Below are 21321 nucleotides of genomic sequence, written 5' to 3'. Positions count from 1 at the left end.
CGCAAAGCCAAACTCGCAGTTACAGCACGCGATACGACCCGACTGAAACGACACCGGCTGGCTCGAGCCGCGACGCCTTTACTGTATGGCATCGTAAACTTGACTCGTTAAAGTTTATCGGTGAGCATGCGCTTGCCATGAGTCGAGAAGTGACACCTATAGCCGACCAGCTGCGTGCCCGCGGAATGCGGGTCACCGCGGCGCGTCATGCCGTGCTCGAATGGCTGGCGGACAATCCGCACGCCACGGTCGAGCACGTACATGACGGTATCCGCCAACGGCTTGGCTCGATTTCGAAACAGGCCGTCTACGACGTCCTCAAGGCCTGCCTGGAAGCCGATCTGGTCCAGCAGATCAAACCGGCCGGGCATCCAGCCCGGTTCGAGCGGCGCACCGGCGACAACCATCATCATCTGGTTTGTCGACGCTGCGGCCGTATCGAGGATGTGGACTGTGCGGTGGGCGCCCGGCCTTGCCTGAACCCCGATCACGATCACGGTTTCGAAGTCGACGAAGCCGAAGTCATGTACTGGGGTATTTGTGGCGCATGCCGTACGGCGGCCACCAACGCCCCCGAGGATGATCACTCGAGACAATAAGACCTGCGGCCCAAGGGCCGCTTGAACCACCACCAGGAGGGTAAAACCTTGACGGACGAAATAAACAAAACGCATACCACCGCCGGCGGCGAACCGTATCCGAGCGATGAGCATTCGCTGACGGTTGGCGCTGACGGCCCGATCGTCATGCACGATCATTTCCTGATGGAACAGATGGCGGCCTTCAACCGGGAGATGATTCCGGACCGCCAGCCGCATGCAAAAGGCGGCGGCGCCTTCGGACAGTTCGAAGTCACCGAGGACGTCTCCAAGTACACCAAGGCCAAGTTCCTGCAGAAAGGCGCGACCACCCCGATGGTTGCCCGCTTTTCGACGGTGGCCGGCGAATCCGGCAGCCCGGACACCTGGCGTGATCCGCGTGGCTTCGCGCTGAAGTTCTATACCGACGAAGGCAACTTCGACATGGTGGGCAACAACACCCCCGTGTTCTTCGTGCGCGACCCGATGAAGTTCCAGCACTTCATCCACTCGCAGAAGCGCCGTGCCGACAACGGCCTGCGCGACCACGACATGCAGTGGGACTTCTGGACCCAGTCGCCGGAATCCGCGCATCAGGTCACCTGGCTGATGGGTGATCGCGGCGTGCCCGCCACCTGGCGCCACATGAACGGCTATTCCAGCCATACCTACATGTGGGTCAACGACGCCGGCGAGCGCTTCTGGGTGAAGTATCACTTCAAGACCGACCAGGGCATCAAATGCCTGACCCAGGAACAGGCCGACCAGATGGCCGGCTCGGACGCCGACTATCATCGTCGCGACCTGTTCGAGGCGATCGAACGCGGCGAATACCCGACCTGGACCCTGCAGGTTCAGATCATGCCCTATGAAGATGCCAAGACCTATCGCATCAACCCGTTCGACCTGACCAAGGTCTGGCCGCACGAGGACTACCCGCTGCATACGGTCGGCCGCATGAAGCTCGACCGCAACCCGACCGATTTCCATACCGAAATCGAACAGGCAGCATTCGAGCCCAACAACATGGTGCCCGGCACCGGTGTCTCGCCCGACAAGATGCTGCTGGCCCGGACCATCTCCTATGCCGACGCACACCGGGCTCGTTTGGGCGTGAACTACAAGCAGATTCCGGTCAACGAGCCGAAATCGCCGGTCAACAGCTACACCAAGGGCGGCGCCATGCGCATGCGCAACGTGAGCGATCCGGTCTACGTGCCCAACACCAAGGGCGGTGCCCATGCCAACCCGAACGCCTACCCGGCGAACAACGTCTGGGAAGCCGACGGCGCCATGGTTCGCGCGGCCTACACGCTGCGCAAGGATGACGGCGACTTCAACCAGGCCAACGATCTCGTCAACAAGGTGATGAACGACGAAGAACGTGAACGCCTGGTCCACAACGCCGCCGGCCATCTCTCCGACGGCGTGGGCGAAGACGTGCTCGAGCGTGCGTTCGAGTACTGGCGTAACGTCGATGCCAACATCGGCGAGCGCATCGAAAAAGCGGTTCGGGAAAACCTGAAGTCGGCCTGATCGACCCGTCGTAACAGCGACGGCCACAACGAAGGCGGCGCATCCAACGATGCGCCGCCTTTTTCATGGGCGCTAAGGTGTGGCCCCGCTAGGCGTGCTGGTTCAACGACCCGGCGCGTAGCGTTCGACCAGCGCCAGCCATTGGGCCTGCGCCCGGGCTCGTCCTCGCGCCGGCATACGGCCCTGCCACCACAGCCGCCCATGCCAGGTGGCGGCCGAACCACCGCCCAAATCGACCGTGGTCGCCCCGCCCCGCGCACTTACGCTCTTGAACGGCCGGCGGCGCGCCCCTGCTTCGATGTTATGCGCCAGAACCCGAGCCTGACGGTCGCTCTCAATGTAAGCCCCCGCGGCTCCGAGCACGCTGGCACAGCCGCCGGCGGCATAGACCCGCGCATCGGCAGGCGACTGCAGCCGGCGAGTCACGTACAGCCCTTCAGACTGTGCCGGCAGGCGCCCGGCATGCACGAAACGGGCCGCGGGCGCGGGGCTGGCCATCACCACGTGATCGGCGGTAAAACGACGTCCGTCATGACTGCAGATCGCACCGTCGACTTTTTCCACGATCGAGGTCTGCGCCACGATTTCGACGCCGCTTTCGATCAACCGTCGCCGCAGGCGGCGCTCCAGCCCAAGGGGCGCGTCGGCCAGCAGACGTGTTTCGGGTACATACCAGCTAATTAACAGCGACGATGCCGCTGCATGACGGCCAAGCCCGGCGATCACTTCAAGCGCGCGTGGCCCGTCACCGACAACCGCCACGCGCCGGCGCACGCCACCCCGACCTTCCTGGGCGAGCGTGTCCGCCAGCTGGAGCAAGGCGCTCATATCGACCGCAGACCAGAGCATTGGCGGCGCATGGCTGCCGGCTGCCACCGGCAGCGCGCACTCCAGCCCGACATCCAGCGACAAGGTGTCGAACGACAGCATGTCGCCGCTGGCAAGCCACAGCCGACGGTGGCGCGTGTCCACACCCAGGGCACGATCGGCGCGATAACGCACCGCGCGCTCACGACAGAAACCGCGCAGCGGCAACTTCAGCGCCGCCCGTGACAGCTGGCCGGCCGCAACTCGGGTCGTGGCGCCGCCATACCAGAAGCTGCCCGGGTCGATCAGCGTGATTTCGAAACCCGCCTTGTGCAAGCGATCGGCCTGCAACAACAGGCCCATATGCGCATGGCCGGCGCCCACGAGCACCAGCGACTTCATGTCGAAGCCGTCGCGCCGCGTACGACCACCACCCAGAGCGCCAGCGCGGCGATCACAACCAGGCAACCCAGCGCGCGATGGGTCGGCGCCTGCGGCAGCCATTTATGCGCGCGCCGCGCGATGCCCATGCCGGCGGTGGTACCCAGCACATAAAGACCGGCGGTATAGCCCGGCACATCGGCAACGAACAGGAACTGCCAGCCGGCGGCCAGGGTGGCAAGCACGGCGCTGGCCAGCGCCAGCGTGCCGACCGAAAGATGCGGCTGGCCCGCCAGGCGGCGTTCCAGAATGCGCCACCCCAGCAGCGCGCCGGGTGCCGCCGCCAGGGCGGCCAGCGCGCCGCAGCCGACGCCGGCGAACAGCACGCCGACCTTGTCGGCAGTACTGCGGTGGACCACCGTGGTGGCGTCGGTAAAGCTGCGGCGCGGTGCGTCCAGCAACGCAGCCGGGGGCGGCGCCATTCGGTTTGCATAGGCACGCAGCGTCAACAAAAGCAACGGGCCGAACACGAGCGACGCAATCAGAAAAATCGTCCCGAGCACAGGCTCCGAGAGCCGCTGTGCCAACGCCCCGAGAATCAGCATCGTCGGTAAAGAGCCGGCCATCAGCCAGGCGCTGAGCTGAACGTCGCACTGGCGCGCCCGTACCGCGTCACCCGCAGCGATGGCGGCACAGATACCCAGCGCGAAGAGCGCGATCGGCAGCGCCCGATGATAATCGACGTCGGCGAACAGAACGAGCAAAGGCACCGCAAGAAACGCGCCCGCGAACGCGGTCAAACCGTATGCCAGCCCTGCCGCAATACCCAGTAGAAGTACCACCTGCCGCCTCTCTTTGCGGCACTGCATGCCGCATGAATCGGGCGCGGCAAGCGCCACGCCCTTTGAGTGTAATCCAGGGAGTCACCCACGTCGCCGTTATTAATCCGGCACGAAAACAGCTGACGGCGTCAGCCGTTTTCACGCTATCGCAAAATAAACGCCGGTACGTGCCGGCCGTTTCTTCCCATGGTTTCACGACCCTCGGCCGTGGCGCAGGTGTGTTCGCATACGCGCGTTATCAACCCGGAAAAATCAGCTGCTGACGATCTATTTCCGAGCGTGTTGATAACACGGCCAAGGCCTGCCGCATACCCGCGACTAGCGCTAAGCGCTTGCCCTGCGGCTGTCCGAGGTGCCGGACAATAGGGGCGCGCCGGGCGCGGCCGCGCGCGCCGCGCCCTGCGAAGGCTTAGCGCAGGTCCGCGACCTGTTGGCTACCGGGCGCCGGAATCTGCAATTCGGCGCCTACGCGAATCGTATTGCCTTGCAGGTCGTTCGCGCTACGCAAACTGGCCAGGCTCACGCCGTAGTCCTGAGCGATTTCCGACAGCGTTTCGCCCGAGCGCACGGTATGCACCTGACCCTTGGCGATGAACGTTGCCGGCCGATAACTGGCGAAATAGCCTTTGATACCGCGCAGCATCGCACCGGCCAGCTGGCGCTGATAAGTCGCCGTCTTGAGCTTGCGCTCTTCTTCGGGCGTCGAGATGAACGCGGTTTCCACCAGGAATGAGGGGATATCCGGCGACTTCAGTACCATGAAGCCTGCCTGCTGAACTTTCGCCTTGTGCAGCGGGCCGAGCCCGTTGAGCTCGCCGAGTACACGGCCGCCCGCATCCATGCTGGCTTCGATACTGGCGCTTTGCGACAGATCCAGCATGAACGAGGCCAGACTATCGTCCTTGTCCTTGAGGCTGACGCCGCCCACCAGATCCGAAGCGTTCTCGCGGCGGGCGAGCCAGCGTGCATGTTCGCTGGTGGCGCCGTGGTGGGACAACGCATAAACCGATGCACCGGTGGCACGCGCGCCGCGCGGCGCCGCATCGGCATGAATGGAGATGAACAGATCCGCCTTGGCCTTGCGCGCGCGCACCATCCGCTCGCGCAGGCCGATGTAATAGTCTCCGTCGCGGGTGAGTACGCCGCGCATATTGGGCTGCTCGTCGACCATGGCTTTCAGCCGCCGCGCGATCTGAAGCACCACGTCCTTTTCGTTTGTGCCGCCGCGCCCGTGTGCGCCGGGATCCTTGCCGCCGTGACCGGCGTCGATCACGATCACGATGTCCCGCGACGGCCGTTCCGGGGTTCGCGCGACACGTTTGGGCGCCGGCTGCTGGCTGGGCGGCTCGGACACCTGCGCCAGCGCATTGGCCGTTGCCTTGGCCGAACTGTTGCTGTCCATATCTGCGCCACCGGCCGGTTGGCGGTCGGCGACCAGCATGGACGATGCCTTGGCGCCCTTGGGCTTGAGATCGACTACCAGCCGATAGCCGTGATCGCCGTCGGGGTCGAGCATGAAGCTTTTCGGGGACACCTGACCGTCGAGATCGAGTACGACGCGCAGATCGGTGCCGTGCCGTACGCCGGTGCGTACGCGCTTGACCAGCCCGCTGCCATCGATATTGCCGCTGACGCTGTTGAGCACGCGCGCATCGGGCAGGTCAACGACCAGCCGCAGCGGGTTGTCGATCATGAACAGATCGGGGTTCGTGGGACCACCCAGGTCAAAGACTACCCGCGTCTTGTCCGAAGATGTCCATAACCGGACATCCTGCAGCGTGGCGGGTTTCGCCACGGCCAATGTACTCAGACCCACCAGGAGCCCGAAAACAAGCCATTGGATGCTCGCGCGCATAGATTCGCTGCCTAGACCATCGTGAATATTATTCCCCGATTGCGAGACTAGCCCCGGCGTTTCTCACGCGCAACTATTTTTTATCAATCAAAACAGCCAATAGGCGCTTTTACCTTCCTATCCACTTGAAAGCACGAGGCTATCTAGCGATGCCAAGCCGTGCCAAAAGCCCGGCGCCTGTTTCGGTATACGCCTGGAAGTGCGCACAGCGCGCGTTGCCGTCGTATTCCAAGCCGATATCGATATCCACGGGCGGCAGGAATCCGACGCCCCGCTCTGCCCACTCGACAAATATCCAGTCACGCGCGGTGTTGACCTCGCGAATGCCTAGAAATTCCAGTTCTTCCGGATCAGCCAGACGATAGAGATCCATATGGAACAGGGTGCGGGTGTCCAGCGCATAGGGCTCGACGAGCGTATAGCTGGGCGATACCACCCGCCCGGCATGGCCCAGACCCCGTAGCGTCGCCCGCGTCAAAGCGGTCTTGCCGGCACCCAGCTCGCCGGTCAGGGACACGACCAGGCCCTGCTCCAGGCCACGCAACGCCTCGGCCAGCTGCGCACCCAGGGCATCCGTGGCCTGCGGATCGGCCAGTCGGATCATGGACGCCCGGGATTGACGAAGCGGCGTATGGCAGCAAACAAATCGCTGGGCACAAGACCGCGCTGGCCGGCTTCACCGGCGGCGGCATCCCCGGCTCGCGCATGCACATACACGCCCAGGCTCGCCGCGGCACCGAGATTCAGCCCCTGGCCGGCGAGTGACGCGATCACGCCGGTCAACAGATCGCCCATGCCGCCAACCGCCATGCCGGGATTGCCGTCGGTACAAAGCCAGAGTTCTTCCGGGGTGGCAATCAGGCTACCGGCCCCCTTGAGTACCGCCACGCCGCCGTAGCGCGAGCGCAGCCCCCGGACCGCATCCACGCGATGGTCGAGCACGTCTGGCGTCGGCCACTCCAGCAGCCGCCCGGCCTCGCCCGGATGCGGGGTAAGAATCCAGTTGTCGCTTTGCTGCGGCTCGCGCGCCAGGCGATTCAGCGCGTCGGCATCGACCACCCGCGGCTTGTCGGCCGCCATGACCTGTCGCCAGAGGTTGTCGGCCCAGTCGTCGCTGCCCAGGCCCGGGCCAACCGCGATGACATCGCAGGCGTCGATCAAGCCGGCGATCGACGCCTGGGCATCGACGCCGAGACACATCAGCTCCGGGCGCGCCTGGCTCATCGCGCCTGCGTGGTCGCCATGACAGACCACGCTCACCAGCCCCGCGCCGGCACGCAGCGCCGCTTCTGCCGTCATGCGAATCGAGCCGCCCATGCCGCGATTGCCGCCCACGCAGAGCACATGGCCGTTATCGCCCTTGTGCTGGTTGCGCGAACGCGGGCGCAGCGCCTTGCGCAGCCGGCGGTGGGTCAGTCGGCGCGCGGTATAGGTTTGGTCGGCATAGAGTGCATCCGGCGCATCCAATGCGCTGAACGCAATATCGCCGCAGTGCGCGGGGCCTTCGCCGGTGAGCATGCCCAGCTTGAGCCCAATAAACGTGGCGGTCGCATCCGCGCGTACTGCATGCGCCCATACGTGGCCCGTGCTCGCATCGATACCGGAAGCGATATCTACCGCGAACACGCCGATACCGGCGTCGCCGGCTTGGTTGATGGACTCGATCGCGGCAGCGAAATCGCCTTCGACATCGCGATTGAGGCCGGTTCCGAGCAGCGCGTCCACTACCAGGTCGGCTTCGACCGGGCGGTTATCGAAGGCTTCGACGGTGCCGCCGTTTTCCATATAGCGCGACAGCGCTTTCGCCGCATCGCCGGTGTATTTTTCGGTACCGGCGAGGCTTACGACATGCACCGCCCAGCCGCCCTGTCGGGCCAGATCGGCCACAAGCAATCCGTCGGCGCCGTTGTTGCCCGGCCCGCAGTACACGACCATGGTGCCCGGCATGGCCCAGATGTGGGCCAGCTCCGCGTACGCTGCGCGCGCCGCACGCTGCATGAGTTCAAAACCGTCGACGTCGAATGTTTCGATGAATCGGCGATCGAGCGCGGCCACCTGCTCTGCGTTATAGACGACTTCGGGAAGATATTCGCTGGATTCGGTCATGCGTGCATTCTAGCGCTACGACCGTGCTGCCGACGACAGTGGCCGCCCGGATCGGGTCAGTCCCGATCCCAGCTGCGGCGCACGCGTGCAAGCAGTGCCTGGGTCGAGGCGTCGTGCTGACCCACCTCGCCGTGGCCGTCGAGTTCGTCGACAAGCCGCTCGGCCATGGTCTTGCCCAGCTCCACGCCCCACTGATCGAAGCTGTTGATACCCCAGATGAGCCCTTGCACGAACACCTTGTGTTCATAGGCGGCCAGCAGCGCGCCCAGGTGATGGGCATCGAGCCGATCCATGACAATCATGGAGCTGGGGCGGTTGCCATCGAAGCGACGGGCGGCCAGACGCCGTTCGAGCGCGCCCCCCTGTAGCCCCTGCTGGGTGAGTTCGTCGACCAACGCGTCCGGGTCGCGACCGCACATCAGTGCTTCGGCCTGGGCCAGGCAGTTAGCCACGCGCTGGCGTTCGCGTGGGTCGTGCGCATCGGCGGGCGGCGACAGCGGCAGTACGAAATCGATGTCGGCCGCCAGTTCGCCCTGATGCAGCATCTGGAAGAAGGCGTGCTGGGCATTGGTACCCACGCTGCCCCAGACCGCCGGCACCGTGTTCACAACGGCCGGTTCGCCCGCGCGCGTGACCGACTTGCCGTTACTTTCCATCTCCAGCTGCTGCAGATAAGCCGGCAACGCAGCCAGTCGCTGCGCATAAGGCACGACGATATGGCTCGGCAGACCCAGAAAGTTGTTGTTCCAGACCCCGATCATCCCGAGCGCGGCCGGCAGATTCTCGTCCAGCGGCGCTTCGCGAAAATGCGCGTCCATGGCGTGAGCGCCGGCCAGCAAGGCCTCGAATGCCGCCATGCCCAGCCCCGCCGCGATCGATAACCCGACCGCCGACCACAGCGAAAACCGACCGCCGACCCAGTCCCAGAAGCCGAACATGCGATCGATACCGAACGCCTGCACGGCCTCGGCGTTGGTGGATACGGCCACGAAATGCCGGGCGATATCGGCTTCGCCGGCGCCCTTGTCGAGCAGCCATTGTCGGGCCACACGCGCGTTGGCCAGTGTCTCTGCCGTGGTAAAGGATTTGGAGGTAACGATGAACAGCGTGCGTTCGGCCTGCAGTTCGGCAAGCGTGTCGTCCAGATCGGCCGGGTCGACGTTGGCGACGAAATGACAACGGATACGCTGCTCCGGCACCGCCAATGCCTCGTAGACCATGCGCGGGCCGAGATCGGACCCGCCAATGCCGATATTGACGATATCGCGAATCGGCTCGCCCGTATGCCCTGTCCAACGACCGCTGCGCAGATCGTCGACGAACGCCGCCATGTCCTCGCGTACCGCATGCACCTCGTCGTACAGCGGCGCGTCGGCCGGGCGACGCAATGCGATATGCCAGGCGGCCCGCTCTTCGCTGGTATTGATCGGCTCGCCGCTGAACAGGGCGTCTCGAAGCGGATAGAACCCGCGACTCTGGGCAAGCTGGCCCAGCGCCGCCATAACCGAGCAATCCACGCGCTGCTTGGAGAAGTCGAGCGCGATGCCGGCCGCAGACAGCGTAAAGCGCTCTGCCCGGCGCGGATCGCGATCGAACATCGCGTCCACCCGCGTAGACCGCAGCTGTGCAGCGAGTCGACCCAGCTCGCGCCAGGCCGGCAGATCGCGAATATCGTCCACCTGCGCTGTCGACCCCGGCGGGTCCGTCCGGCTTACGCCGCCTGTACCGGGATCGCGTTGCGCGTGTGCGTGACCTGATTGCTCTCGTCGAGATAGATCAGGCGCGGCTTGTGTGCCCTCGCTTCGCCTTCCGGCATGCGTGCATAGGCACAGATGATCAGTCGATCGCCCGGCGAGGCCTTGTGCGCGGCCGCACCGTTGACCGAAATCACCCGCGAGCCGGATTCCGCGCTGATCGCATAGGTCGAGAAACGCTCACCATTGGTGACGTTGTAGATCTCGATCTGTTCATACGGAAAAATCCCGGCTGCATCGAGCAGGTCGGAATCGATCGCGCAGGAGCCTTCATAATCAAGCTCGGCGTGCGTCGTGCAGGCACGATGAAGTTTTGCTTTGAGAAGCGTCACTTGCATGACTGTCTCCTGAGATCCGAAACGGGAAGAATATGACTAAAGCGTAACGAAAAAAAGTGCGCTCGACTACTGTCCGGGCGCGGGCTCGACCGCCATGTTGTCGATCAGGCGGGCACGGCCAAGAAAGGCCGCAGCCAGCACGCGGAATGCCTTCATATCGGCACGCGGTGCGGTGAGTTCAGGCGAACGTATTTCGAAATAATCGGTTTTAAGGCCTGCGGCGTCGATCATGGCGCGCCCCCGGGCCTCCAGCGCGACGAAGTCCCGCTCGCCTTCGCTCAGACGCGCCCTGCAATCGGCGAGCGCGGCGGCCAATGCCGGTGCGCGCTTGCGCTCGTCGGCCTGCAGGTACTGATTGCGCGACGACAGCGCCAGCCCATCGGCTTCGCGCACCGTCGGCACGCCGACGATATCGACCTGCATGCACAGATCCGCCACCAACCGACGAATGACCGCCAGCTGCTGAAAATCCTTCTCGCCGAAAAACGCCTCGTCCGGGTCCACCAGGTTCAACAGTTTGGTGACCACCGTGGCCACCCCTTCGAAATGCCCGGGCCGGCGGCTGCCACAGAGCATGTCGGTAATGCCTTCAACCCGAACCGTGGTCGCTGTCGTGCCGCCGTGCGGGTACATCTGCTCCACCGCCGGAGCGAAGACCGCGTCTGCACCGGCCTGCTCTAGCGCCTGCAGGTCGGCATCGAGCGTACGCGGATAGCTGTCGAGATCCTCGTTCGGGCCGAACTGCAGCGGGTTGACGAAAATACTCACCACCACGCGTTTGCAACGTGCGCGGGCCGCGGCCACCAGGGCCAGATGACCTGCGTGCAGGTTGCCCATGGTGGGTACGAGGCCCACGTTCCCGCTGGCCTCGGCGCGCCATGCGCGCAGCTGTTGCGCCGTGTCGAGTCGTTGCATGTCGACCGCGTATCAGGAAAAGGCGTGTTCGGCGCCCGGATAGCGGCCGTTCTTCACTTCGGCCACATAGTCGGTGACCGCCGCATCCAGCGTATCCGCGCTGTCCATATAGTTCTTCACGAACCGCGGCTTGCGCCCCGGCGACAGGCCCAGGATGTCGTAGATGACCAGAATCTGGCCGTCGGTATCCGGACCGGCGCCGATACCGATGACCGGCACCTTGGCGTTGGCGGTGATTTCCGCGCCCAGTGACGACGGCACGCATTCCAGCAGGATCACGTCGGCGCCCGATTCCTCGAGCAGCTTGGCGTCGCGAATCATGGTTTCGGCGGCGTCGCCGCGGCCCTGCACCTTGAAGCCGCCCATCTTGTGCACCAGCTGCGGCTGCAGGCCGATATGCGCGCACACCGGCACGCCGCGCATCGACAGATGCTCGATGGTGTCGGCCTGAATCTCGCCGCCTTCGAACTTGACCATCTGGGCCATGCCCTCGCCCATCAGCCGGCGCGAGGTTTCCAGCGCGTCGTGCTTGGTGCCATAGGACAAAAACGGCAGATCGGTCATCAAGAACGCCCGCGACAGCCCCGCTGCCGTGATACGGCTGTGATAAACCATATCGTCGACGGTGACCGGCACAGTGGTGGAATTACCCTGGACCACCATGCCCAACGAGTCGCCCACCAGCACCACGTCCACGCCGGCGCGGTCTTCCAGCGCGGCGAAGCTGGCGTCGTAGGCGGTCAGGCAGGCGATCTTCTCGCCTTCGGCCTTCATGCGCGACAAATCGGAAACCGTGACCGGCTGGGCGTCACGCTTTTGCAGATGCGGATAGGGGCTGGTCTTCATGGCGCGGGACTATACCAAAGACGTGTTGACATGGGTCGAGCCCGGATTGGTTCAGACACGCCCGGCCGGCCGATCGAGCACGACATGACGCGCTTGGCCGGCCAGCGCATCGACGACCGCGCGATAGTCGTGCTCGTTGGCTACCAGGTCGAGCGCGCAGGCATCGACGCGAATAAGTCGAGTGTCGTCATAGCGGCCAAAGAAGTCGCGATAGGCCGCGACCACCCTGCCCAGATAGTCGGCGCCGAGCGGACGCTCGGCCAGCCGATCGCGACGGGCGATACGGGCCATGAGCACATCCACCGGCGCATCGAGATAAATCACGCAGTCCGGCGTCGGCGCGGCCCAGGACAGGCGGGCATAGATCTCTTCATAGAGCGCGAGCTCGGGGCCGGACAACGTCAGGCGCGCAAACAGCGGGTCCTTGTCGAACATGAAATCGGCAATACAGCCGCCGTCGAACAGGTCGACCTGGCGCAGTGTGTCGATCTGGCGGGCGCGCTGGAGCAGAAAAGACAGCTGCGCGGCCAGCGCGTTCGCCGTGGGGTTATCGTAGAACGCCGCCAGAAACGGGTTGTCTTCCGGCGCTTCGCGCAGCTCGCGCGCGCCGAGGGTCGCGGCCAGCCGTGTGGCGAGCGTGCTCTTGCCTACGCCGATGGGCCCTTCTATGGCGATATAGGCGCCGGACTTCATGCCCCGTCCCAGCGTTCGATGCCCTGGCGGTCGATCGCGGCGGCCAGGTCCGCGACTCGCCCGTAACCGGCGAGTACGAGCGCCGGCGCGATCTCGGCCAGCGGCACCAGCACGAACGCGCGCTCGAAGGCGCGTGGATGCGGCAGCTGCAACGTCGGCTCGTCGCAGCGCAGCGCATCGACGGCGAGCAGATCGAGATCGAGGGTTCGCGGCCCCCAGCGCACATCGCGTATGCGCCCGTGGGCGCGTTCGATGCCGTGCATCACCGCAAGCAGGGCCCGCGCGGACAGCGGCGTGGCCACGGCGGCACAGGCATTGCAGAACATCGGCTGGCCGGGCGGGCCACCCACCGGCACGGTGCGATAAAAGGATGATGCCGCAAGAACTCGAATAGCTTCGCAGCGCGCCAGCGCCTCCAACGCGCTGGCGAGCTGTGCTGCCGGCGATTCCAGATTGCTGCCGAGGCCGATCCAGGCGACGTGGGCCGACGCCATGGCCCGACCGGAATTCACCTGCCTTTGGCGACCTGCCTCAGGCGGTTTCACTACGACGACGACGGCCACCGCGCCGACGCTTGCGGGTTTTGCCGGGGGCCTCGGCGCCGGAGCCCGGCGCCGGCGTGGACGGATCGTCCTGCGCCTGAGTCCACCAGTCGGCCAACTCATGCTCGACTTCGCCGACCGCAGCCCGCAGCAGCAAGAAGTCGTAGGCGGCACGAAAACGCGGATGCGCGATCAGCCGCGCGGGCTGCTTGCCGCGGCGCCGATGAAAGCGCGGCTGCAGGTGCCAGATCTCGCGCATCGGAATCGAAAACCGCTTCGGAATAGATACCCGCTGGATCTGATCGCCCACTACCGCGCTCTGGGCGCTGGCAAGCGCGGGTGCCGGCGCCATGCCATCGCGTTCGAGCATGGCCGCATGCTCGCGTACCGCGGGCCACAGCAAAGCGGCGAACAAAAAGGCCGGCGTGACCGGCTTGCCGGCTTCGATTCGCGCCGCCGTATTGGTGATCGCCTGCTCGATAAGCGCTTCGCTGGCCGCGCCCGAGGGCGAATCCAACACCGCCGACGTCTGCGCGAACATCGGCGCGAACAGGCCGTATTGGCGCAGCATGCGGAATACGCGCCCCCCGGCCGGGTTCATGAGCAGCTTGAGCACTTCGTCGAACATGCGCGCGGCCGGCACATCGGCCAGCAGCCCCACCAGCTCGCGCGGCGGGCGTGCCGGCTCGTCGATGGTCAGGCCCAGCTTGGCGGCGATACGCACCGCCCGGATCATGCGTACCGGGTCTTCGCGGTAGCGCACGGCAGGGTCACCGATCAGCCGCAGCCGGCAGGCGGCCACGTCGTCCATGCCGCCCACGTAGTCGTGTACGCAGTCGTCGGCAATATCGTAGTACAGGCCGTTGATCGCGAAGTCGCGTCGGCGCGCATCTTCGGCGATCGAGCCAAACACGTTGTCGCGCAGCACGCGCCCGGCGTCGTCGAGCTCGCGGGTATCGGCGTCCGGCTCGGCGGTGCCGGGGTCGGCACGAAACGTCGACACCTCGACGATTTCACGGCCAAATCGTACGTGGGCAATACGAAAACGACGCCCGATGAGGCGGGCCTTGCGGCCAAAGACCTCGACCACCTGCTCCGGCTCGGCGTCGGTGGCGACGTCGAAGTCCTTGGGCGGTACGCCCAGTAGCAGGTCGCGTACCGCGCCGCCAACCAGGCAGGCACGAAACCCCGCAGCATGCAAACCTTCGAGCGTGTCGAGCGCGGCCCGACTGATCTGTTCACGCGCGATGCCGTGCTCGTGCGCTTCGATAACGCGTAACTCGTTGATGGTGTCGCCCCATTGAAAGACTGGAATTGATTTTTGCCCCGAGGGCCGGTCGAATTTTCGCGCGGACGAAACATCGACGGCCCCTAGTTTACAACGGTTGAGCGCCCGGCTGCTCCACGGCTGTTAAGCTCGCCTGCGAACGGGGTCTGTCAAGCAACAGCGGGGTTGCCATGGAATACAGCGAATACGTCCGGCACGACGCCCTGGGCCTTGCCCGTCTGGTGGCCGAACGCCAGATTCAGCCGTCGGAACTTCTCGCGCTTGCGCGCGGGCGACTCGACGAGGTAAACCCGTCGCTGAACGCGGTCATTCGTCGCATGGACACGATCGCCGACGCCCGCGCCGCCGAGCATGTCGACGGCGCATTCGCGGGCGTGCCGTTCTTGATCAAGGATCTGTTCCAGGATTATGCGGGCGTGCCCAGCAGCAACGGCAACGCCGCGCTCAAACGCACAGGCGACACGCCACAGGCCCACGCCGAGATCACGCGTCGGTTCATCGCCAGCGGCGTGAATATTTTCGGCAAGACCAACACCCCCGAGTTCGGCAGCAAGGGCGTGACCGAGCCGCAGGCGTTCGGCGCCACCCGCAATCCCTGGAACACCAGCCATACCCCGGGCGGCTCTTCGGGCGGCTCGGCGGCTGCAGTTGCCGCCGGCGTCGTTCCCATGGCCGGCGCGAACGACGGCGGCGGCTCGATTCGTATCCCGGCCGCCTGTTGCGGGCTGTTCGGACTCAAGCCCGGGCGTGCCCGTGTGCCCGGCGGCCCCGCTCGCAGCGACCTCATGCACGGCGCGGCGGTTGATCATGTCGTCACCCGTTCGGTGCGCGACAGCGCGGCCATGCTGGATGCCGTCGCCGGCTATGAACAAGGTGCGATCGTACGCCTGACCGAGCCCGAGTCCGGCTATCTGGCCGGCCTGGACACGCCCCCGCCGAAGCTACGCATCGGCGTACTCGATACCTCGCCGCTCGGTATCCCGCTGCATGAGCAGGCGCACGCCGCCCTCGATACGACGACCCGACTGCTCGAATCGCTCGGTCACGGCGTGGAGCGTGCCGCCCCCGCCATCGACGGCCTGCAGCTGGGGCGCGATTTTCTGTCGATGTGGTTCGTACAGATGGCCATGCAGGTCGACGCCGTGCGCGCGCGTACGGGCGCGGCGGCCGATGAGTTCGAACTCGATACCCGTGCCATGGCGCATGTCGGCCGGGCGTTCTCGGCCACCGAATACGTGACCGCCTTCGAGCGCTGGCGCGGTTATCGCCATGCCCTGGCCGAATTTCATGCCGAATACGATCTGCTGCTCACGCCCACGCTAGCGAACCCGCCTTCGCGTATTGGCGAATCGGCCACGCCGCGCTGGCAGCAGATCGCACTGCGACCGCTGCTGAGCCTGCCCAGCGGTCGCGTGCTGATCCGCTCCGGGATCGTCGACCAGATCGCGCGCGACAACCTCAAGCACGTGCCGTTTACCCAGCTGGCCAACCTCACCGGCGTACCGGCGATGTCGGTGCCGCTACATATGACCCCGGACGGTCTGCCGATGGGCAGCCAGTTCGTTGGCGCGCCATCGAGCGAGGCACTGCTGCTGCGCCTGGGTGCCCAGCTCGAAGAAGCCGCGCCGTGGTTCCAGCGTCTGCCCACCATCGACAACCGCTGATGGCACTGTCGGCCTATCCTGCCGGTCTCGTTCGCCGTATCGCGGCCGGCGTATACGATCTGTTCCTGCTGGTCGGGCTGCTGCTGCTCGCCGGACTGGCGCTGCTGCCGTTCAATCACGGCCATGCCGTGGACGGCCACAATCCATGGGTACGGCTGTATTTCCTGTTCGTGCCCTATCTGTTCTTTTCCTGGTTCTGGATGCACGGCGGCCAGACGCTGGGCATGAAGGCCTGGCGCATGCAGCTGCGCAACCATGACGGCGGCCCGGTACAGTGGCACCAGGCCATACTGCGCTATCTGAGCGCGTGGGTGTCCTGGCTCTCCATCGTCGGCATGCTCTGGTGCCTGGTGGATTCGCAGCGACGAAGCCTGCAGGACGTCGTCAGCCGCACCGAACTCGTCGTACGGCCCAAGGAGCGCTAGAAAAGCGTGGCGCAACCGGTGATGGTCGCGCCGTGTGCCTTGCGCGGATTGGCACGCAATTGAAAGCGCAGCGTGCTCGGCGCACGGTCGCGAGCACTGACGCCGATCAAGCGCGCGAAACACCGCCCGCTAAGCCGATTCGCCTCACAGACGCCGCGCCAGGACGACAAACGCCAGAGCGTTTTCGGCGGCGACGGCACACGCCGGGCGCGACTGGGCACCCGGTTAATCCCGCCTAATCCAGCCTTCGCATCCATATGAACGTGCCCACCGCCAGCAGGGCCGTGGGCAGACTGGCCGCAAGCCACGGCGCCACGCCGTAGACGGGACCAGTGGCCGCCACGATTTCGTTGACCAGAAAGAAGATCAGACCCACCAGACCGCCGAGAAACAGCCGCTGGCCGGCGCTCGCGCTGCGCAGCGAACCGAAAGCGAACGGCAAAGCGAATACCACCAGCACCCACACCGTGATCGGGTTGACGATATTGCGCCACAGGGCAAGGCGATAATCTTCGGCATTGATCTGATTGCGATCGAGATAGTCGATATAGCGCCAGAGGCCGGTACTGGACAGCTCGCTGGGCTCGATGACGGCCAGATCGAGCACGTCGGCGTCGATATCGATATCGATATCCAGCGTCTCGGGATTGCCGATTTCGGCCGAGTCTTCTTGCAGCCTGGTAAATCGCGGCTTATCGAGCACCAGGTGGCCATCACGCAGCGTTGCGCTGGGCGCCGACAGAGCCTGCTCGAGACGTCCGTCGCCGCTCATGCGAAACACGTCGATGCCGTCGATGCCGCCGCCCGGCAGGGTGGCATCGATACGCACCACGATATTGCCCTGACGCAGCCACAGACCGTCGCTGATCGTATCAGCGGCACGTCCGTGCCGGGCCTGCTCGCGCAGGGCATCGGCTGCCCGCGCCCCGCCCGGCCCGGCGTACTCGCCGATGGTCAGCGACAACAGGGCGAGCACGATGCCGGCAATCGATACCGATACCGCCAGCCGACGCATGGATACGCCCGATGCCCGCACCACGATCAGCTCGCTGCCGGCCGCCAGCGCGCCCAGTGCCAACAGCGATCCCAACAGCGCCACTACCGGCATGACCAGGTATAGATGGCCAGGCATCTTGAGCAACGTATAGACGATAACCTGAACGATCCCGAAATCGCCCTCGCCGATATTGTCGGCTTCGCCGATGAACGTGGACAGCGCCACCAGCGCGCTTACCACGATGGCAACCACAGCGGTCGCAACCAGGATGGTACGGCTGATATAGCGGTCTATCAGCTTCATGCGCTTGCTCCCCTCGCGGCACGACGCCGAGCGAAAACGCCCTGCTCGCGCGCAAGCATGGCCAGGGCTACCGCCAGCGCGATCAAGTGCACCCACCAGACGCCGATCACCGCGGGTATGGTGCGGTCCTCGATCGCGACCGCGGCCAGATGCACGGCATTGATGTAAATCACATAGACCAGCACGCCGGCGATCACACGGCCATAGCGTCCGGCACGCGGCGGTACCCGGCCCAGCGGCATCGCGATCAGCGTGAGAATGAGCACCGACAGGGGTACAGACAGGCGCTTCTGCCATTCCGCAGCCGCTTCCGGGTCATCGCTTTCGATCAGCGATAGCGTCGATCGAGTCGCTACTTTGTCGCTCGCGCCGCCGGTCGGCGGCGACAGTTGCACGCCGTGTTCGGCGAACTGGATTACCCGATAGCTTGCCTCGCCGGGATTGCCTTCGTAGCGCCAGCCGTTATCCAGGATCAGGGTGATCGCGCCGCTGTCGTCGTCGACCTGCTGACGCGCGCGATCGGCAGTGACGATGGTCTGCGTAGACGTGCCCTGGCTGGATTCGCGCACGACGCGAATGAATACGTCGCGCAGGTTGTCGTCTGCGTCCCGGCTTTCCGCGTAGAACACCGCGTCGCCGTCGAGAAAGGTTCGAAAACGCCCCGGCTCGAGCATCTGGAGCACGGTGGTCGCCCCTTCGGCCCCTACCCGCGCCAGCGCGCGCTCGGCATGCGGCGCGGCAATAACCGACATCACGCCCGAGAAAGTGGCCACAGCAAGCGCGAGCGCTACGAACGGCTTGTAGACCGTGCTCAAACCTGCCCCGCCCGCGAACAGCGCGGCCAGTTCGTTATCCCGACAAAGCCGCCCGAAGGTCAGCAACACGCCGAGCAACATCGACACCGGCAAGACGATTTCGAGATTTTCGACGAGTTTGAAAACCGCCAGCTCTAGCACCGTGTTCACGGGCAATTCGCCCGCGGCGGCGTCGGCGATAAAGCGAGCAAAACCCAGGCCGAGGGTCAGAAATACCAGCACGCCGGCCACCACCAGCCAAGTACGGCCGACCTCGGCGAACAAATAACGAAAGATAATGCCTATCATGACAAACTGGAACAGCTCGACACGCCGAATAGTTTAGTATTAGAGGTCGTCACTCGCGTGGGGATGATATTTTCGCCGCTTTCTGTAAACTGCGCGGCCATCCGATTACCGAGCGATAGAGCGCGGCGGTCGCACATGCCTGTAAAGAGCATGCGCCGCAGACGCTTTGCGCAGCCTGAATCAACAGCTTTGCAGGAGTAGTGCATGGAATATCTCGTCAAAAGTGGCAGCCCGGAAAAGCAGCGTGTCGGCTGCGTGGTCGTCGGTATCTTCGATCGCCGCAAGCCTTCAACGCAAGCCGAGGCCCTCGACGAGGCCAGCGGCGGATTGATCGCATCCGTGATGCGTCGTGGCGACATGGACGGCAAGCTCGGCCAGACCACGTTGCTGCACGGCCTGGACGATCTGTTCTGCGATCGTATCCTGTTGGTCGGCTGCGGCAAGGAACGCGACTTCAATGCCCGCGCCTACCGCCAGGCCTGCGAGGCCGCGGCCAAGGAGCTCGATACGATGGGCGGCGTCGACGCCGCGATCTATCTGACCGAACTCAACGTCAAGGGCCGCGACGATTTTGGCTGGCAGGTCAAACAGGCCCTGCTCACCTTCGAAGACGTGTTCTATCGCTTTGAAGCCTGCCGCGGCCCGGATTACGAAAAACACAGCCGCAAGCTGGCGCGCATCGTCTTCCAGGTGCCACGACGCTCGGATCTGCCGGCCGCCGAACGCGGCGTCGACGAAGGCGTGGCGACCGCCAACGGCGTCAAGTTCGCCAAGGATCTCGGCAACATGCCGGGCAATATCTGTACGCCGACCTATCTGGCCGAACAGGCCGTGGCCCTGGCCGACGCGCAGAGCACGATCAAAACCAACGTGCTCGAAGAATCCGATATGGAATCGCTGGGCATGGGCGCGCTGCTGGGCGTATCTCGCGGTTCGCGCCAGCCGGCCAAGCTCATCGTCATGGAATACATGGCCGGGCCCAAGAACAGCAAGCCGATTGTGCTGGTGGGCAAGGGCGTGACGTTCGATGCCGGCGGCATCAGCCTCAAGCCCGGCGCCGCCATGGACGAGATGAAATACGACATGGGCGGCGCGGCGAGCGTATTCGGCGCGGTTCAGGCCGCGGCCGAACTGGGCCTGCCGATCAATGTGGTGGGCGTGGTTCCGGCCACTGAAAACCTGCCCGATGGCAATGCCTACAAGCCCGGCGACATCCTCACCAGCATGTCCGGCCAGACCATCGAGATTCTCAACACCGACGCCGAAGGCCGTCTGGCTCTGGCCGACGCGCTGACCTACGTCGAGCGCAACTACCAGCCGGACGCCGTGGTGGATATGGCCACCCTTACCGGCGCCTGTGTGATCGCTCTGGGCGCCCACGCTGCCGGCCTGTGGTCCAACAACAGCCCGCTGCGGCGCAGTCTGCGCGATGCCGGCGAACTGGTCGGCGATCGCGCCTGGCCGATGCCGCTATGGGAGGACTACCAGTCGCAGCTGGATTCCAACTTTGCCGACATGGCCAACGTGGGCGGCAAGCAGGCCGGCTCCATCACCGCCGCGAGCTTTCTGCACCGCTTTGCGCGCAAGCTGCGCTGGGCGCATCTCGACATTGCGGGCGTAGCCTGGAAATCGGGCAAGGAGAAAGGTGCGACCGGCCGTCCGGTGGGCCTGCTCGTGCAATATCTCATCGAGCGCGCCAACGCGGGCAACGCCTGATCGCGGCGCCTTGCCCACGACGAGCCCGGGCGCAAAGCGGCTGACGGGTGCGTGTGAGCGCACACGAACGGCAGCCATGCGCGCCCGGGCCGCCGTAAACCGGCCTGTCCCCGCGTTGCGGGGCAGCGCCGGCCGCGCGAGGCCGGGTTGACGCCAGCAGAGGTTGTTCAGTGACCGAGGTCTTCTTCTATATTCTGGAAGACGAGGCAGAGGATGCCAGTGCACGTTTTGCCTGCCGCCTGACCGAAAAGGCGCACGAAAACGGGCACCGGGTGTATCTGCATGTCGCCGACGAGGCCGCCGCCGACACGCTCGACGCCCTGCTCTGGGTCTTTCGTCAAGGCAGCTTCGTGCCGCATGCAAAAATGGCCGCGCTGGAAGCCGACGACGATCTGACGCCGGTGGTCATCGGCTGCGGCGAGCCGCCACCGGGCTTCGACGATATGCTGATCAATCTCGGCGGCGACGTCGGCCGTTTCTTCTCGCGCTTTGCCCGCCACAACGAAATCGTGGCGCCGACCGATGTAGATAGCGCGCGCACGCGGTATCGTTTCTACAAGGATCGCGGCTACGCCCTGACCACGCACAAGATCGCCGCGGGCTAGCGATTTTTTAAACTAACGAACGACCGG

At 65.0% G+C, this 21321-nt stretch carries 20 protein-coding genes; 6 read left to right on the top strand and 14 right to left on the bottom strand.

Annotated features, from left to right (window positions below):
* The first annotated feature begins 137 nt into the window (after positions 1 to 137).
* Together C84B14_RS00830 and C84B14_RS00825 are read left to right on the top strand one after the other, a co-directional pair.
* Positions 138 to 599: a Fur family transcriptional regulator gene (locus C84B14_RS00830; RefSeq protein ID WP_353221460.1), complete on the top strand. Its 462-nt coding sequence runs from the start codon at positions 138 to 140 to the stop codon at positions 597 to 599.
* A 48-nt stretch (positions 600 to 647) separates the two neighbouring features.
* Positions 648 to 2114: a catalase gene (locus tag C84B14_RS00825; RefSeq protein WP_348766731.1), complete on the top strand. Its 1467-nt coding sequence runs from the start codon at positions 648 to 650 to the stop codon at positions 2112 to 2114.
* Positions 2115 to 2216: 102 nt separating this feature from the next.
* Here C84B14_RS00825 and C84B14_RS00820 read toward each other — a convergent pair whose 3' ends face one another.
* The 12 genes from C84B14_RS00820 to pcnB all read right to left on the bottom strand — a co-directional run bounded on the left by C84B14_RS00820 (position 2217) and on the right by pcnB (position 14463).
* Positions 2217 to 3323 (bottom strand): NAD(P)/FAD-dependent oxidoreductase, encoded by a 1107-nt coding sequence (locus tag C84B14_RS00820; RefSeq protein WP_353221459.1) that lies wholly within the window; start codon positions 3321 to 3323, stop codon positions 2217 to 2219.
* Entirely contained in the window at positions 3320 to 4144 is an 825-nt protein-coding gene (locus tag C84B14_RS00815; RefSeq protein WP_353221458.1) for a TSUP family transporter, read from the bottom strand. The genes C84B14_RS00820 and C84B14_RS00815 overlap by 4 nt, the downstream gene beginning before the upstream one ends.
* 409 nt (positions 4145 to 4553) lie before the next feature.
* Entirely contained in the window at positions 4554 to 5999 is a 1446-nt protein-coding gene (locus C84B14_RS00810; protein WP_353221457.1) for an N-acetylmuramoyl-L-alanine amidase, read from the bottom strand.
* Between the two features lie 139 nt (positions 6000 to 6138).
* Positions 6139 to 6603: a tRNA (adenosine(37)-N6)-threonylcarbamoyltransferase complex ATPase subunit type 1 TsaE gene (gene tsaE / locus C84B14_RS00805; RefSeq protein WP_353221456.1), complete on the bottom strand. Its 465-nt coding sequence runs from the start codon at positions 6601 to 6603 to the stop codon at positions 6139 to 6141.
* Positions 6600 to 8105 carry an NAD(P)H-hydrate dehydratase gene (locus C84B14_RS00800; RefSeq protein WP_353221455.1) on the bottom strand — a complete coding sequence of 502 codons (1506 nt, stop codon included), beginning with the start codon at positions 8103 to 8105 and terminating at the stop codon, positions 6600 to 6602. The genes tsaE and C84B14_RS00800 overlap by 4 nt, the downstream gene beginning before the upstream one ends.
* A 56-nt stretch (positions 8106 to 8161) precedes the next feature.
* Positions 8162 to 9784, bottom strand: a complete 1623-nt coding sequence (gene pgi, locus C84B14_RS00795; RefSeq protein WP_353221454.1) for a glucose-6-phosphate isomerase — start codon at positions 9782 to 9784, stop codon at positions 8162 to 8164.
* A gap of 32 nt (positions 9785 to 9816) precedes the next feature.
* The gene (gene panD, locus C84B14_RS00790; RefSeq protein WP_293627088.1) at positions 9817 to 10197 is read right to left on the bottom strand and encodes an aspartate 1-decarboxylase; all 381 of its coding nucleotides are present in this window, start codon (positions 10195 to 10197) and stop codon (positions 9817 to 9819) included.
* A 66-nt stretch (positions 10198 to 10263) separates the two neighbouring features.
* The gene (gene panC / locus C84B14_RS00785; protein WP_353221453.1) at positions 10264 to 11112 is read right to left on the bottom strand and encodes a pantoate--beta-alanine ligase; all 849 of its coding nucleotides are present in this window, start codon (positions 11110 to 11112) and stop codon (positions 10264 to 10266) included.
* A gap of 12 nt (positions 11113 to 11124) precedes the next feature.
* Entirely contained in the window at positions 11125 to 11958 is an 834-nt protein-coding gene (gene panB / locus C84B14_RS00780; RefSeq protein ID WP_293627084.1) for a 3-methyl-2-oxobutanoate hydroxymethyltransferase, read from the bottom strand.
* Positions 11959 to 12009: 51 nt separating this feature from the next.
* The gene (locus C84B14_RS00775) at positions 12010 to 12651 is read right to left on the bottom strand and encodes a deoxynucleoside kinase (RefSeq protein ID WP_353221452.1); all 642 of its coding nucleotides are present in this window, start codon (positions 12649 to 12651) and stop codon (positions 12010 to 12012) included.
* On the bottom strand, positions 12648 to 13145 hold the full coding sequence (gene folK, locus C84B14_RS00770) for a 2-amino-4-hydroxy-6-hydroxymethyldihydropteridine diphosphokinase (protein WP_353221451.1): 498 nt from the start codon (positions 13143 to 13145) through the stop codon (positions 12648 to 12650). Before folK ends, C84B14_RS00775 begins: the two co-directional genes overlap by 4 nt.
* A 37-nt stretch (positions 13146 to 13182) precedes the next feature.
* Complete coding sequence (pcnB, locus tag C84B14_RS00765) at positions 13183 to 14463, bottom strand: polynucleotide adenylyltransferase PcnB (protein WP_353221550.1); 1281 nt, start codon at positions 14461 to 14463, stop codon at positions 13183 to 13185.
* A gap of 188 nt (positions 14464 to 14651) precedes the next feature.
* Here pcnB and C84B14_RS00760 point away from each other — a divergent pair, with 188 nt between their 5' ends.
* Positions 14652 to 16145: an amidase gene (locus tag C84B14_RS00760; RefSeq protein ID WP_353221450.1), complete on the top strand. Its 1494-nt coding sequence runs from the start codon at positions 14652 to 14654 to the stop codon at positions 16143 to 16145.
* Complete coding sequence (locus C84B14_RS00755) at positions 16145 to 16570, top strand: RDD family protein (protein ID WP_353221449.1); 426 nt, start codon at positions 16145 to 16147, stop codon at positions 16568 to 16570. The genes C84B14_RS00760 and C84B14_RS00755 overlap by 1 nt, the downstream gene beginning before the upstream one ends.
* Positions 16571 to 16805: 235 nt before the next feature.
* Here C84B14_RS00755 and lptG read toward each other — a convergent pair whose 3' ends face one another.
* Together lptG and lptF are read right to left on the bottom strand one after the other, a co-directional pair.
* Positions 16806 to 17870, bottom strand: a complete 1065-nt coding sequence (gene lptG / locus C84B14_RS00750; protein WP_353221448.1) for an LPS export ABC transporter permease LptG — start codon at positions 17868 to 17870, stop codon at positions 16806 to 16808.
* Positions 17867 to 18973: an LPS export ABC transporter permease LptF gene (gene lptF / locus C84B14_RS00745; RefSeq protein WP_353221447.1), complete on the bottom strand. Its 1107-nt coding sequence runs from the start codon at positions 18971 to 18973 to the stop codon at positions 17867 to 17869. The genes lptG and lptF overlap by 4 nt, the downstream gene beginning before the upstream one ends.
* 204 nt (positions 18974 to 19177) lie before the next feature.
* Here lptF and C84B14_RS00740 point away from each other — a divergent pair, with 204 nt between their 5' ends.
* Together C84B14_RS00740 and C84B14_RS00735 are read left to right on the top strand one after the other, a co-directional pair.
* Positions 19178 to 20689 (top strand): leucyl aminopeptidase, encoded by a 1512-nt coding sequence (locus tag C84B14_RS00740; protein WP_353221446.1) that lies wholly within the window; start codon positions 19178 to 19180, stop codon positions 20687 to 20689.
* A 170-nt stretch (positions 20690 to 20859) separates the two neighbouring features.
* Positions 20860 to 21294: a DNA polymerase III subunit chi gene (locus tag C84B14_RS00735; RefSeq protein ID WP_348766952.1), complete on the top strand. Its 435-nt coding sequence runs from the start codon at positions 20860 to 20862 to the stop codon at positions 21292 to 21294.
* Positions 21295 to 21321: the final 27 nt, after the last annotated feature.

It is taken from the genome of Salinisphaera sp. C84B14, assembly GCF_040361435.1.
Classification (GTDB): Bacteria; Pseudomonadota; Gammaproteobacteria; order Nevskiales; family Salinisphaeraceae; genus Salinisphaera.
Note: the sequence above shows the minus strand (reverse complement) of the source record. Positions and strands in the feature narration are given on the sequence as shown.

Excerpts from the sequence above, each read along its gene's own strand:
- tsaE (WP_353221456.1), bottom strand. The coding sequence starts at position 6,603 with ATGATCCGACTGGCCGATCCGCAGGCCACGGATGCCCTGGGTGCGCAG.
- C84B14_RS00760 (WP_353221450.1), top strand. The coding sequence starts at position 14,652 with ATGGAATACAGCGAATACGTCCGGCACGACGCCCTGGGCCTTGCCCGT.
- C84B14_RS00820 (WP_353221459.1), bottom strand. The coding sequence starts at position 3,323 with ATGAAGTCGCTGGTGCTCGTGGGCGCCGGCCATGCGCATATGGGCCTG.
- panB (WP_293627084.1), bottom strand. The coding sequence starts at position 11,958 with ATGAAGACCAGCCCCTATCCGCATCTGCAAAAGCGTGACGCCCAGCCG.
- C84B14_RS00755 (WP_353221449.1), top strand. The coding sequence starts at position 16,145 with ATGGCACTGTCGGCCTATCCTGCCGGTCTCGTTCGCCGTATCGCGGCC.
- lptF (WP_353221447.1), bottom strand. The coding sequence starts at position 18,973 with ATGATAGGCATTATCTTTCGTTATTTGTTCGCCGAGGTCGGCCGTACT.
- C84B14_RS00810 (WP_353221457.1), bottom strand. The coding sequence starts at position 5,999 with ATGCGCGCGAGCATCCAATGGCTTGTTTTCGGGCTCCTGGTGGGTCTG.
- C84B14_RS00740 (WP_353221446.1), top strand. The coding sequence starts at position 19,178 with ATGGAATATCTCGTCAAAAGTGGCAGCCCGGAAAAGCAGCGTGTCGGC.
- panC (WP_353221453.1), bottom strand. The coding sequence starts at position 11,112 with ATGCAACGACTCGACACGGCGCAACAGCTGCGCGCATGGCGCGCCGAG.
- panD (WP_293627088.1), bottom strand. The coding sequence starts at position 10,197 with ATGCAAGTGACGCTTCTCAAAGCAAAACTTCATCGTGCCTGCACGACG.
- C84B14_RS00830 (WP_353221460.1), top strand. The coding sequence starts at position 138 with ATGAGTCGAGAAGTGACACCTATAGCCGACCAGCTGCGTGCCCGCGGA.
- folK (WP_353221451.1), bottom strand. The coding sequence starts at position 13,145 with ATGGCGTCGGCCCACGTCGCCTGGATCGGCCTCGGCAGCAATCTGGAA.
- C84B14_RS00800 (WP_353221455.1), bottom strand. The coding sequence starts at position 8,105 with ATGACCGAATCCAGCGAATATCTTCCCGAAGTCGTCTATAACGCAGAG.
- C84B14_RS00775 (WP_353221452.1), bottom strand. The coding sequence starts at position 12,651 with ATGAAGTCCGGCGCCTATATCGCCATAGAAGGGCCCATCGGCGTAGGC.
- lptG (WP_353221448.1), bottom strand. The coding sequence starts at position 17,870 with ATGAAGCTGATAGACCGCTATATCAGCCGTACCATCCTGGTTGCGACC.